This is a genomic window from Salmonella sp. SAL4457 (assembly GCF_046548235.1).
In the GTDB taxonomy this organism is placed as follows: Bacteria; Pseudomonadota; Gammaproteobacteria; order Enterobacterales; family Enterobacteriaceae; genus Salmonella; species Salmonella enterica.
In genome coordinates, this window is sequence record NZ_JBGDZO010000002.1 from 674,420 (window position 1) to 687,830 (window position 13,411).

9 protein-coding genes, 1 other RNA gene and 2 pseudogenes are annotated in these 13,411 nt (G+C 52.3%); 6 read left to right on the forward strand and 6 right to left on the reverse strand.

What is annotated here, in order from left to right; translation table 11 throughout:
- Positions 1 to 6: 6 nt before the first annotated feature.
- From ACLJNW_RS10920 to ACLJNW_RS10945, 6 genes and pseudogenes are all read left to right on the forward strand, one after another.
- A pseudogene (locus ACLJNW_RS10920) lies at positions 7 to 972 on the forward strand (phage tail protein); the annotation flags it as partial.
- Between the two features lie 45 nt (positions 973 to 1,017).
- Positions 1,018 to 2,019 (forward strand): annotated as a pseudogene (locus ACLJNW_RS10925) (phage tail protein); the annotation flags it as partial.
- 2 nt (positions 2,020 to 2,021) lie between these two features.
- Positions 2,022 to 2,552: a tail fiber assembly protein gene (locus ACLJNW_RS10930; RefSeq protein WP_024154438.1), complete on the forward strand. Its 531-nt coding sequence runs from the start codon at positions 2,022 to 2,024 to the stop codon at positions 2,550 to 2,552.
- Positions 2,542 to 3,267 (forward strand): hypothetical protein, encoded by a 726-nt coding sequence (locus tag ACLJNW_RS10935; RefSeq protein WP_024154437.1) that lies wholly within the window; start codon positions 2,542 to 2,544, stop codon positions 3,265 to 3,267. The genes ACLJNW_RS10930 and ACLJNW_RS10935 overlap by 11 nt, the downstream gene beginning before the upstream one ends.
- Positions 3,239 to 3,784 carry a hypothetical protein gene (locus ACLJNW_RS10940; RefSeq protein ID WP_000200789.1) on the forward strand — a complete coding sequence of 182 codons (546 nt, stop codon included), beginning with the start codon at positions 3,239 to 3,241 and terminating at the stop codon, positions 3,782 to 3,784. The genes ACLJNW_RS10935 and ACLJNW_RS10940 overlap by 29 nt, the downstream gene beginning before the upstream one ends.
- On the forward strand, positions 3,784 to 5,487 hold the full coding sequence (locus tag ACLJNW_RS10945; protein ID WP_176208169.1) for a hypothetical protein: 1,704 nt from the start codon (positions 3,784 to 3,786) through the stop codon (positions 5,485 to 5,487). Before ACLJNW_RS10940 ends, ACLJNW_RS10945 begins: the two co-directional genes overlap by 1 nt.
- A 575-nt stretch (positions 5,488 to 6,062) precedes the next feature.
- Here the strand turns inward: ACLJNW_RS10945 and ACLJNW_RS10950 are convergent.
- The 6 genes from ACLJNW_RS10950 to ACLJNW_RS10975 form a co-directional block, all read right to left on the reverse strand.
- The gene (locus ACLJNW_RS10950) at positions 6,063 to 7,121 is read right to left on the reverse strand and encodes a hypothetical protein (RefSeq protein ID WP_001738744.1); all 1,059 of its coding nucleotides are present in this window, start codon (positions 7,119 to 7,121) and stop codon (positions 6,063 to 6,065) included.
- Positions 7,122 to 7,274: 153 nt separating this feature from the next.
- The gene (locus ACLJNW_RS10955; protein WP_001738745.1) at positions 7,275 to 8,084 is read right to left on the reverse strand and encodes an abortive infection family protein; all 810 of its coding nucleotides are present in this window, start codon (positions 8,082 to 8,084) and stop codon (positions 7,275 to 7,277) included.
- Between the two features lie 98 nt (positions 8,085 to 8,182).
- Positions 8,183 to 8,545: a transfer-messenger RNA gene (ssrA, locus tag ACLJNW_RS10960) on the reverse strand.
- Between the two features lie 71 nt (positions 8,546 to 8,616).
- Positions 8,617 to 9,780: an HlyD family type I secretion periplasmic adaptor subunit gene (locus tag ACLJNW_RS10965; protein WP_072102794.1), complete on the reverse strand. Its 1,164-nt coding sequence runs from the start codon at positions 9,778 to 9,780 to the stop codon at positions 8,617 to 8,619.
- A gap of 7 nt (positions 9,781 to 9,787) precedes the next feature.
- Positions 9,788 to 11,968, reverse strand: a complete 2,181-nt coding sequence (locus ACLJNW_RS10970; RefSeq protein WP_024154434.1) for a type I secretion system permease/ATPase — start codon at positions 11,966 to 11,968, stop codon at positions 9,788 to 9,790.
- Positions 11,965 to 13,374 (reverse strand): TolC family outer membrane protein, encoded by a 1,410-nt coding sequence (locus tag ACLJNW_RS10975; RefSeq protein WP_024154433.1) that lies wholly within the window; start codon positions 13,372 to 13,374, stop codon positions 11,965 to 11,967. The genes ACLJNW_RS10970 and ACLJNW_RS10975 overlap by 4 nt, the downstream gene beginning before the upstream one ends.
- Between the last annotated feature and the right edge of the window lie 37 nt (positions 13,375 to 13,411).

Below are 13,411 nucleotides of genomic sequence, written 5' to 3' on the forward strand. Positions count from 1 at the left end.
GATTATATGTCACAGACAACAATTACACTGGCATTTGAGCAGTGGAAAGCGCAGCAGGGTGCCACGGGGGAGTCTGTCCTGCTGGATGAATTTGTATTCGCTAATGTGCCGGAACTTGACCCGGATCAGCCGGTTGACCGCAATGAAACCCTGCCACCGGCTGAACAGATTGTTCACCGGCAGGCCGTCAGCCGTAAGGGCGTGGTGAATGACAACGCTGTGGTGCATTCCGTCGTACTGGGGGCGGATGTGGGGGATTTTTCCTTTAACTGGATTGGTCTGATTAATAAGGCCAGCGGTACGCTGGCAATGATTGTTCATGCGCCATTACAGCAAAAACTTAAAACAGCTGAAGGGCAACAGGGGAACGTGCTTACGCGCTCGTTTCTGATGGAATATAACGGCGCACAGGCTGAAACCGGAATTAATACGCCTGCCGAGACCTGGCAGATTGACTTTACCGCACGTATGGCCGGAATGGACGAGCGCCAGCGCCTGGAAAATATCGACATCTTCGGGGCGGCGGCGTTTTTTGGTGACGGCTATCTGGTCGGGAAAAGCGGGAATCAGTTTTATGTGACCAAAGGTACCGGCTATGTGGCAGGGCTGCGCACAACGCTTGCAGAAAACCGGAATATTACCGTGACAACCAGGACGGTCAAAGTCTGGCTGGATGTATGCTGGACAGGAACGCTTACCAGCGTGTGGGGTGTGCAGTCCCGTATTACGGTTGCTGACAACCTGGCGGATTATGTGCAGAACGGCGTACAGCATTATGTGTTTGCTGTGGCGGATATTGATGAAAACGGCAATATTACGGATTTACGCCCGAAAGGGACACTGAATGAGCAGCAGGCCAGCGATGCGCTGAGAAAACATGAGCAATCCCGTAATCATCCGGACGCCACTACCAGCGCGAAGGGGTTCACCCAGTTAAGCAGCGCGACAGACAGCACCAGTGAAGAACAGGCCGCTACGCCGAAAGCAGTCAAGATTGCTATGGATAATGCCGCAGCACGACTAGCGAAAGACAGGAACGGATCGGATATTCCTGATAAACCTCTGTTTGTTCAAAATATTGGACTGGGAAATGTGCTTTTCAAAGGTGATGGCAGGTTCCTCGCGGGAACATTTGTCAGTGACGCAATTGACCGAACATCAATTGGTGCCAGGGCGGCTACAGGCTGTCAGTTTATGCGCGCACATCAGGCACCTGATGCGCCAGACCAGGTAAGTTTCTGGCAAATTATTACCCTTAGCGAGGTGGTAAGTCCGACCACTGTTGTGGATGTTCTTGCAGTCAGTGGCAATAACGTATTGTTTGGTCACGGTACAGGAGCAGGTATTACCTCATGGCGTCATGTGGCGATGCTGGAGGGGGGCGCCTTTACGGGGGGTATTTCTGCTCCAAATATGCGTGGCGATACCCTGGTTACGGTTGGGGATGGCACTGGTGGGATGGCTAAAGGTGACGTTGATGGTGCAGGTTTTAATGGTAACAATCTGAACATTAAGTCATGGAATGGTATCGGATTTCAGAACTCAGAAGACCTGGCTATCCGGGCATATATCAGCACCCGACTCGGTGTTATCGCAGCTGCTGAAAATTTGCAGGCCGGAAATGCGATATTCAACAAAAACGGCGATGTTTACGGCGATATATGGGGCACAGGCAGCGGGCCTGGCTGGTTGAGTGCGTATATTGCAGGCAGACCGTTACGACAATACATCACCATGGTCGGTGTGTACCAGAACGACAAAACAAAGCCATTTATGCTTCATGATGATGGTTCTGGTGTATTCCTTGCTACAACTGACATGCTAAGTGGGTATGTTCAGTCAATTCGATTCGGTGCCGTTGAGCATGGAAACTTATATCGTTCGCCCGGATTTGCAGACCAGTTAGGTTACGTCATTACAGGTGTTGAGAATGGAGACTCGAACGATACACCAGACCGGATCCAACGACGCTTGTTACAGCTTAAAGTGAATGGTCAGTGGTATACGGTAGGGACATAAAAATGAGACATTTTAAAAAATTCACTAAAACAACTGAATTAACCCCTGTTCAGCAGGAGTTATCAGAGAACTGCAGCGTTCAGTTTATCCACGATGAATCAGGTGTTGACTGGTATGTGCTACAGAAACTATTTCAGCCAGACACACTGAAAATACAGTATGACAAAACAGGGCTGATTATTACTGCGGATAAAGATGCAACAAAGTTATTTCCGCTGAATTGCTCTGTTGTGGAATTTGCTGATACTGATATTCCTGATGGTTTCCAGGCTGGTAATTTTACCTATAGCAACGGCGTTATCGCACCTGTTCAGGTTGATTATGTTGCTTTAGCGACAGCAGAACGCGACCGGCGCATGGCGTCGGTCACGTCAAAAATCAATCAGCTTATGGAAGCGCAGGATGATAGTGATATTACTGATGCCGAGCTGGTCGAACTTTCCGATTTACGTGAAGTGCGTACAAAATTGCGCCGTCTGGATCTGACTGGTGCGCCAGATATTGACTGGCCGGAGGTACCGGATGTGGCGTGAAGCGCGTCTGGCTTTTACGGATTCTCTGGCTGCGCTGGATTGTTCCGTCGTTCCGGCGCATCCGTGGATTCACGGTCTGGGGCAGCAGACTGATAACGGGGCATACCTGAGTCCGGTCAATGCAATCCATTATCTGGCGGAAAGGCTGGCCGGAACGGGAGGCAATACCGATGTGGTGATCATGATGGTAACGGGACAGACCCATGAAAACTTCATGAAGGGGCTTAACAGCCTGGTGGATGTTTTCCCCGCGCCCGCATTCACCCAGGTTAGACGTCTGGCTGAGTCTGCGGCGACACTGGCTACTGAGAAAATGCAGATCCCCGCGAAAGCCGGGGCAGGACTGCCGGTTGCCATTCCGCTGTCCGTTCCGACCAACAGGGCAGCGTTATCCGCTGCCGCTATCAGTGAGGCGCAGAAAGCGGCTGGCGCCGGATTCAGCCTGGACGGGATGAAACAACAGCTGGGGGAGTTTACGCAACTGCGTGACAGCCTGATTAACGATGTGGCCAGCGGCCTCTCTGATTTACAGGGGAAAAGCGCCAGGGCATGGGTATTTACGGCCAGTGGCGACACCGCCGCCACCCTGCTGGCGCTGGTACAGGACATTCCGCAGCCTTCAGCCGTTTATACTGCGGCAATCATGCTGGCCGGAAAAAATCTTGATGGAATAAGGGGCATGATTCATGACGTCGATCCCGACACTGGCGCTTAATGGTGAGGCCATTCTGCTGAAAAACATGCGCGTGACTGTTTCCCAGCAGTTTCAGGATAAAGACCAGTCCGGCCAGACCAGCGCGACCACCAAATCAGAGCAGGGGGCAAAGGGCAAAGAGCTGCGTATCAGCGGCGAAATACCCTTTAAAAACCCGGAGATCCTGAAGCGTATTTTTGAACTGGCCAGCGCCACCGATGCAGACGGGAAACGCATGAAATACCGCGTTGCGCATGAGGTGGCCAGAGCGGTGAATTTTCGTGAGGCCACCTTCAGCGGAATGCTGGATGCACCGCCGCAGGACGGGAAAATGGCCTGGCTGGTCACGTTCACCCTGGCGGAACATGTCAGCGTACAGGAGAAGCGGGAAGCCAGGGCAACCGGTAAAACAACGGCAAAAAAACAGACGGCCAGCAGTACGGGACAATCCGGTGGCCAGAGTGCCGGAGAGGATGAAGAAAAACTGACGTGGTTTGAACGCAGGGTGCTGAAGCCCGTCAATGATGCTTTAGGTTAATGATGAAACCAGTAAAACGCCTTTACCTTTCAACGGATGAAATACACCTGGCTGACGCCAGTCTGGTGCTGGAGCTGAACAGCTGTGGACGTGGCTTTATTACGGCACAGACGACCACAGACTACACCGGCAAACTGGTACGGCTGGATGTGGGGTATTCCGGTTTACTTCTGCGCTGGTTTACCGGCTATGTGGAGCGCTCACAGCCTGCCGAAAACGGTTATCAGCGTCTGTTCGTCCGCGAGCTGGCTGGCGTATTTGAGCGGATGTGGCCATGCTCATTCCAGCATCCAACACTGCGCGATGTGGCCGGATGGCTGGAGGAAAACAGCGGGATCAGCATTGCGGTACCGGATGTGCCGTACAGTGATAAACCGATCCCCCATTTCACCCATAACGGGACGGGATACCAGCTGCTGAATAATCTGGGCAGGGCATTCAGTATCACGGATTACATCTGGTATCCATTGCCGGACGGTTCGCTGTATGTCGGCGGCGCAGAAAAGGCGCTGTTTGCCGGACGTCCGGTAGAAATCCCGGCAGAGTTCAGCCAGGGAACGGCGGGTGGTAATTCCATGACATTGCCGGTGATCCAGAGTCTTCGTCCGGGCGTGGACGTGAACGGGGAACGCGTGACTAAAGTTCATCTGACGAATGACACAATGACCATCACGTGGACACCACGGAACCGCGCCACAGGTCAGCCATTGCAGAAAACACCGGCGCATCGTCAGATAGAAAGCCATTACCCGGAGCTGGCTTCAGGTCTTCACCTGCCCAAACTGGCCAGGGTGGTGGCACCCAGCGAGGCCGTAAAAAGCGGTAATTTTGCCGACCCGTTCCGGCCACGGTACGCCGTTGATGTGCAGCTGCTTGACGCGGACGGCAACCCGGACAACCAGACGCCGGTATATTCCGCCGTACCGCTGCCGGTGCCAATGGCCGGTAACGATTCGGGAATGTTCCAGTTTCCACCGGAAGGAACGCTGGTAGAAGTGGCGTTTACGGGCGGCAGGCCGGACAAGCCCTTTATCAGGCAGACGCTGCCGGATGGCACCAGTCTGCCGGACATTAAGCCCGGCGAACAGCTGCAACAGCAGCGCGCGGAAGTTTCGCAACGCGTGACACAGGCAGGAGACTGGGTACGCCAGACAGATCAGACCATCAGTGAAACATCAATGGCGCGGACGGTGAAAGCCGACACGGAACGACGAGAACTGGTCAGCCGTGAAACCACGGTGAAAGCCACGGATAAAATCACAGTACTGGGTACCGCCACGCTGATGGCCGGAGCCATACAGCAGGTCAGTGCTGGCGACTTCAGCCAGGCGGTAAAAGGAAACCGGCTGGCCAGTATTACAGGAAATGAAGAAACCGAAATCGCCGGGCAGCTGTCCACGAAAGTGGCCGGCGCCATGAATGTTGATGTGGGGGGAACCCTGACAGAAAAGATTGCTGCATTACGTAAATCTGTGGCGGCGGGCGGTCAGCAGATTATGGGGCCAACCGTGCATATCGGTAGCGAGGGCGTAAATACGCTAACCATGATGCTGGACACCATTGATTTACTGGCAGAGCTGGCGCAGCAGTGCGCGAGCCATTCACACCCCAGTGTTGGTACGCCGACCAATGCCGGAGCATTCAACCAGACGGCAGTAAAGGCCGGGCAGACCCGGAGCAAGTACCAGAACATCATCGCCTGATTCTCTCTTTTCAGCCCGCATAATGCGGGTTTTTTTACACCCTTCATCAGGCGTCACCAGACGCATTTTAAGCGCCTCAAGTAGTCACCATATCCCCGTTTCCCATGTAAAAGGATCTGTGCCGCCATGACGTGCTGACGTTGCCTCACACAGACGAAAAAAAACTGTCGCAGACAAAAACGGCGCTACACCGCACCCGCCTGCGGTTTCTGGATCGTAAAAATTTTTCAGTTTTCTTTTTCTACAAAACACCAGCTCGGGCAGCGCCAGTACTGGTGGCTTCACGAAGAAAGCAAAGTGAAAAGATTGAAAATAATTACAGCGCTTTTCAGTTTTAAGGATGCACAGAGGATCTAATGTGAAACAAAATATCGTTGATTTATATGGATAATATTCATTTTATGTGAGTTTGGATGGATCGTTTAGGCGGCAACAGAAAGCTGCTAATGGGGAGTTACGGGCAGTGCTGGCGCAGGTTGTAGAGTAATTGAGGAAAACACAAAAGCTGAAAAATGTGCGCCGTTCTTCTTTTCGCAGAAGTGAAAAAGGCCAAAGCTGAATCAGCAACAAACTGATTAATCATCTTTGCTCATCTTGTACGTACAGTAGCCGCAATAACCATCATTATCCTGATCATCTTGATTAAGATGGGCGTCACAAAGTTTGCACTGTGAATAGTCAAGTTCCCCCCCGCACCAACGGCATGCTTGTTCGCTTATTACAAATGTGTGATGGTCGCAGCTGTAGCAAAGTTCATAAGTTGGATCTTCACCATCAGGCGGCCAATAAAAAAAAGCAGATTCGAAGGAATCGATTAATCGTGGTGCAAAACAATCTACGAACCCACACGCGACACAAACATATTCGAATTGATCTTCATCATTTTCAACAGTAAAACCATCTTCAATACTTAATGTTGAAGCCTTCAACAACTTGGAACCGCATTGAGCACATGTGCAATCTGGGACGAACTCAACCATTCCCTCTGGAACTCCTGCATCCAGCCAGCTTTGCTCGCATTCGGCCAATTGCTTAAGGTAGAACGTTCTGTGCTCTAGCATCGTGTCCCAAGCAGACCCTAGAACATCTTGTGGAAATTTATTCAACTCTTTTTCGATAAAGTCTGCCAAAACAGGGAATAAATTAGCAACAAAATCGGCTAGTTCTCCTAAGGTGTTTCTAGGGTGCAGATGTTCTAAATGATTGCGACAGTTATGTAATTCATCGACGACTTCCCAATCAACATGAATGTTAAAAGTACGAAAGCGAGCCTTTATGTGATGGACATCTATTGTTTTATTTTTTTGAAACTGTCCGTCTGGCTCCCATGTCATGCCTCCTATGCCATCTGGGTTCGGCAAAATATCTTTTGGTGGGATATGGATAAGCTGGTAAGCGTCTTCAGGACTTTTAACCGAATTGGCCAGTTTAAATTTAAAAAGAAGCATAACCCCAGCGAAGAGATTGCGAACGGAAGATAGAGAACGTGCGGGGTTACCGCCTTTATCAACAGATTTCTGGGAAAGCTCAAAATCTTCAATGCCCAGTTGAATAGAAAGCACCGCATTTTCGTAAAGTTTGTCAGCATCAAGAGTTAGGGGCTGGGCAGTATTAGGTTTTGTACTTATTGCCATAGCTGTTGCCTATGTATGAAGTGGAGTTACATCTGCCGCCATTTTATCGCCAATTGCGCGCTAAACATGATGTAACTTATTTATTTTAGAGGGATAAGATAGCAGATAACAAAAAAACCATCATCTTTAGAACATGATGGGTTTATAACTTGCTTATTCTTTTTTTTCATCCCACGATTCAAGAATAAACATAGTTAGTGTATGTGCAGCATTGATGGCTAATCGTGCGTGTCGGGGCTTGAGATTGTAAATTTTTCGTCCTGCGCCATGAGCTGAACTAGCATGAGTTCTTAGCGAGCCGATACCATCGGTGAGAGAATATAAGCCGCTCAAAATGCGTTTTAAGTCCTCATCTTCTACCGCTTTAGTGTCAAGACCTAAATGTTCACGAACGGTCTTCCACAAGCCCTGCAAATCCTGCTTCGCAGGAATCGGTAGGTTTTCATCTGCGATAAAAATTTTAAATGTTGATTCTAATATATTACAGGCTGCTGATACTGCTTCTCTTGGGTCAGTATGCAAGTTTTCTAAAGCCCTTGCGAATTCCATTTCTACTGCTGGAGTATTACGTTTCTGGATAGCTTCTTTCAAGGAAAGGGATGCTAGTGATGCTCCATCAGTAACGTAACCGCCAGTCACATAGCTCAGCCCATAACGACCAAGTAGTTCCGGCATTTTTTTTACAAACTCAACTTTCTTTTTTTCCCACTCATAGTATGGATTGGCGGGTAACTCTGACTCCATATAGTTTTCGATTAATCGACCAAGTAAAACTAATGGTTCATCAGATTCTTTATTAATACGCCTTAACCATTCGAGGGCTTTAACGTGCTTAGATCCTTCGGGTGGCTCCCCTGGCGCATCAGCATAGGCAAACAAACTATCCAAACTAGCATGGGTTTCAGTGCTAGCAGCGAAGTCAGCTACAACAGATATTACAGGTTGAGGTATTGGCCGTCCCATATCTACTCCATCAGCGGGTCAGTTTTGAACTTAGTGGACGCAAAGTGGACATTGCATAAAAAAAGGGACTACGCTTTCACGTAACCCCTTGTTTTAATTGGTGGAGCTGGCGGGAGTTGAACCCGCGTCCGAAATTCCTACATCCTCGGTACTACATGCTTAGTCAGTCTTTACATTCGCCTGGCACCTGCGGACGGACACGCCACTACCAGACTAGCCTGATTCGTTTTAACGCTTCAACCCCAGGCAGGGCATCCGCGCGATCTCTTTTGGGTTTGACCTCTCTTGATCCCCGTCCTAAGAGCGGAGGCTAGGGAGAGAGGGCTCTAAGCAGGTTATTAAGCTGCTAAAGCGTAGGTTTCGTCGTTTGCGACTATTTTTTTGCGGCTTTTTACGAGGCCAACCGCCCCTCGGCATGCACCTTGGGTTTCGCAAATCCCGTCGAATCCAGAATCAGCCCCAATGTGTAAGGTAAGTATAACAGACTTGTGACACGCGTGACCAGCCCCCGTATCTTCTTATCTTCAACGATTTACCGCTCGCGCAGCGCTTCTTTCGCGCGATTAAACGGTTTGATTAAATAGTCGACAATGGTTTTTTCACCGGTTTTGATATCCACCGTGGCGATCATGCCTGGAACAATCGAAAAACGGCGTCCTGATTTATTTTGTAGATAGTCCTGGTGGGTGCGGATAAATACGCGATAGTAAAAAATTTCCGGTTTCACTTTATCCTGAATGGTGTCCGGTGAAATGGTCTCCACCACGCCGTCAAGCCCGCCGTAAATGGCGTAATCGTAAGCAGTAATTTTAACCAATGCGCGTTGGCCGGGATGAATAAAGGCGATATCACGCGGCGAAAGGCGGGTTTCAATCAGCAGACGATCGTCTACCGGCACTATCTCCATCATCTCGCCGTTAGGCGGGATCACGCCGCCAATCGTCGTGACCTGGATATTTTTAACAATGCCGCGTACCGGCGAACGCACGGTGAGGCGGGTGACGGAATCCTCGCGTCCTTTTAAAATGGCGGAGAGCATATCGACTTCAGCGTTCGCTTTCGATAACGCTTCGCGTGCCTGCACATAATATTGTGAGCGCAGATCGGTAATTTTTAAGCCTAAATCGCTTTTTTGTCGTTGCAGGCGTAGCACTTCAACATGACTGGCCGCGCCGCTTTTCTCCAGACGCTGGGTAATGGCCAGCTCTTTATTAACCGACGCCAGCGCATCCCGTAGCTCGGCTTCGGTATCGGACAGCTGCGCGCGGCGGCTTTTATAGAGACGCGTCTCTGCGGCAATCAGATCCGGCCAGCCGTTCAGCTCAGCGGGGAAGGCGAGAGGTAAGTCGTTGACTTCCGCGGTTAACCGTGCGCTGGAGGCGAGTGAAGCGCGATATTTTGCCGCACTTTCACCAACATTGGACGCCAGACGCGTCGGATCAAGCCGGGCGACAATCTGGTTAGCCTGAACTCTGTCGCCTTCCCGCACCGTCAACTGCGCCAGAATGCCGCCATCCAGCGACTGCAGAACCTGTTCGCGTGAACTGGGGATCACTTTCCCGTTGCCGGTGGAAACCTCATCCAGTCGGCCAAACCACGCCCAGATGCCGAGAATGAGAAATAACAGTGAGCAGATCAGAACAATACGACCCGCGCCGGAAAACGCCCGTTCACGCTGAATATCGGGATCGTCCATCGCGGCATCATGCTGATTGATTTTCATTTTTCCACTCCCGACGGTGACTTTGCATCCGATCCGCGTTAAGCGCCTGCGCTTTTGGCGCATCCATCACCAGTTGTCCTTCTTTCAGGACAACGACACGCTCAACCAGCTCCAGTATTGGTACCCGGTGCGTCGCGACGATCAGGGTACGGTTGCCAAGCCACTGATGTAACCGCTGAATAAACTCTTGCTCCGTATGCTCGTCCAGCGAGGCGCTGGGTTCGTCAAGTAACACAATATTGGGGGAGCGCAGCAGCATTCTCGCCAGCAACAGGGACTGACGCTGCCCGCCGGACAGGCCGTTACCGCCCTCCATAATGGGATGATCCAACCCTTTTGCCAGCCGCCTGACGAAGACGGCGCCGCCACTGACTTCGAGCGCGTCAAAAATCTGTTCATCGTTGGCGTGCGGCGCGCCGAGCGTCAGGTTCTCTCGTAGGGTGCCGAAGAAAAGCCGCGCGTTCTGGCTAAGAAAGCCGATGTTGCGGCGTAAATCCGCCATATCGATGTGCGACAAGCTGAGATTATCAAGCCGGGCATCTCCCTGAATCATCTCCAGGCCGCCCGCCATCGCCTGTAAAAGTGTGGATTTACCCGCGCCGTTACGCCCCAGTATCGCAATCCGCTCGCCTGGCATGATCTCCAGACGCACGAGGCGCAGCGGTATGCGTTGATCGTCGTTATGGTAACGAAACTGAGCGTTTTCAAAGAGGTAATGCCCGTGGAGGATGTCGCGGTGTATCAGGCTATCGTCATGCTGTGTCTCGGTGGGCAGTTGCATAATGTTGTCGAGACCCATCTTCGCCGCTTTCACCTGCTGCCAGCGCGCCAGCACGCCGCACAGGTTAGCCATTGGCGCGATCATCCGCGAGCCGAGCATCGACGCGGCGACCACGGCGCCGGTAGTCATACTGCCTTCAATGACCATCGGCGCGCCGAACATAATCACTGCGGCATACACCAGACTTTGTACCGACATCCCCCAACTGATAAGCCCTTGCGTGAGTTTGCGGGTGCGTAGACCCGACTCGCCGGTAATACGGATATAGCTATTCCACTGCTGAAGAAAGCGGTTCTCCGCCTGCATCAGTTTAATATCCTCCAGCCCCTGAACGCTTTCGACCAAGACTGCATTGCGTAGCGTCGCTTCGTGGGCGGCCTGGTTGGCGAGGACAGCCAGTTTTTTTTGCAGTGCGACGCCCGGCAGGATCATCAGCAGAGCCGCCACGGGCGCTATCCATGCCAGCGGTGGGGCAATAATCGCCAAGACTATCATAAACAGGAAAAAGAAAGGCAGATCGACAATGGTCGCCAGCGTTGAAGAGGTAATCATCTCGCGGATCTGCTCTAGTTCGCGTAACTGCGAGATAAAACTGCCGGTGGAACGGGGAATAGCGCTGTTGCGCAGCCTTAACGCGTGACCGAATACCCGATCGGAAATGCGCATATCGGCGCGTTTACCGAGCACGTCCATAATGTGCGTACGCGCTTCACGCAGCAGAAAACCGAACAGCACCGCTACCAGCACGCCGAAGGAGAGCACGTACAGGGTAGGATATGACTGAGCGGGGATCACCCGATCGTAAACCTGCATAGAGAACACAATCCCGGCCAGCGACAGCACGTTAATCAGAAAGGCGGCGACCATTACCGGTAAATAAGGGCGAATATCCTGCAGAACCAGCTCGCGCATCCAGTCGGGTTTAAAGCGGGAGATATAGCGGTCGACGCGGCTATCCTTGAGCGCCGATAGCGGGCGTAGCGCGGCAACATAGAGGAGCTCCGGCAATAACTCGCTGAGCGTCAGGCGGTTACGCTGACCCTCTTCTTCAATCACAAAAACGTCTACCGCCTCTTCGCCATTAACATGTTCGATGACCAATAACTGCCCGTCCCGGAGCTCGACAACCAACGGCAATCGCCACTGACTAAATGCCGTTTTGTCTATGTCCGGCGCATGAAAGGATAAACCCGCCTGCCGCGCGAGCTGCGTTAAGGCGGTCGTTCTGCTTTTACCCCTAAGCCACGGGGCGTTGGCCTGAATTGAACCGGGAGAACAGGCAACGCGATAATGACCGGCGACATAGCTGATGGCCTGCGCCCATTGGCTTAGCGCGCGCTCACTGAGTACCTCTTCTACATCGGGGGCGGCGCGGGTCATGGCTGGATCTCCACGGATTGAATGCTGCGATGATTTAACGCGAACGCCTGACGAAGCGCGCCGGTGTTATACAGACAGTTCAGTTGCAACTGATGCAACTGGCTTTCCGTTTGCAGTTCGGCAAAACGCGCCTGGTAAACTTCCTGCTCCGCATTAAGCACGTCGAGCAGCGGGCGGGAACCGAGGTCAAGGTATTGCTGCTGATACAGTTCGCGCGTGCGTTCGCTAAGCTGCTGTTGCCGACGAAGGATTTGTAACGCGCTGGCAAGACTCATTGCCTGGCTGCGCGCCTCCATCAGTTTCTGGCGGACATCAAGCCGGGTGCGCTGAATGGTCGACTGAGCCGCGTCTACCGCATGGCTGGCGGTGTTGCGTCGGGCAGTCAGCCCTCCGCCCTGATAAAGCGGCATCTCAACTTTTACCCAGGTGGAATACTGGGTTTTATCCAGCACTTCATGACTGGGATATTTATCATTAAGATAATGTTGTACAGAAGGTTCGAGCGAAATCGTCGGCGTCATTTGCGCGCTGGCATAGTCCAGATTCGCCCGCGCAACGTTGGCCTGCGCCCAGGCGGCCAGTACCGCGGGCACCAGTCGATCGTCGGGAGTCGCCGTCTCACAGCTGCGAGCGAGTTTCGCCGGGAAGTCATTATTGATGCCGTTAAGCGAATTCCAGCCCAGCCAGCTCATCAGTGAGGCTTTCGCACTGTCGAGATTGGCCTGATACTGCGCCAGTTGCGAGCGGGCGGATTCGATTCTGGCTTCGGTTTGCACTACGTCAGAGAGCGACGTAGCGCCTTCATCGCTGCGCTGCCGGATAAGTTTACCGATGCTGTCCAGCGCGACGAGCTGTTCTTCCGCCGCTTCTACCATTTGCTGCCAGCTCTGCGTTTGTACAATGGCGTTGGCGGTTTCGTGCGCGACGGTATCAATACTGAGCAACACATTGGCCTGTTGCTGCGCTGCGCCTGCGGTTTCGGCACGAACCTGACTTGCCACTTTGCCGAAGTCATAAAGCATTTGCGATACCGACAGCACCAGCGAGGGGCTATACCCGTGATCGGTGTAGGTATTGCTGTACCCATTGTTCACGCCAGCGCTGACTTGCGGATAATATTTCGATTTGGCGACCTCTATTTGTTCATTCTGTGCGAGCAGTTTGCCGATGGCTTCGCGAATAGAAGGATGCCAGTTAACGGCGCGATTGACCGCGTCATTGAGCGTCAGGTTGCCCGGCGCGGCGGCGCTGAGCGGCAACTCAGCGGCGGAGCCATCCAGCGAAGGAAGCATCTGGTCCGTTGCTAATCCTTCGGATGTAATCATTGGCGGCGCTTCTGCGCCCCGGGGCTGGTGATGAAACAAAGCAAATGCCAGTACGATGGCGACAGGCGCGACTCTTCCCATAGTTTATCCCTTTTAAATATCACCGCTTGTTGCCCCG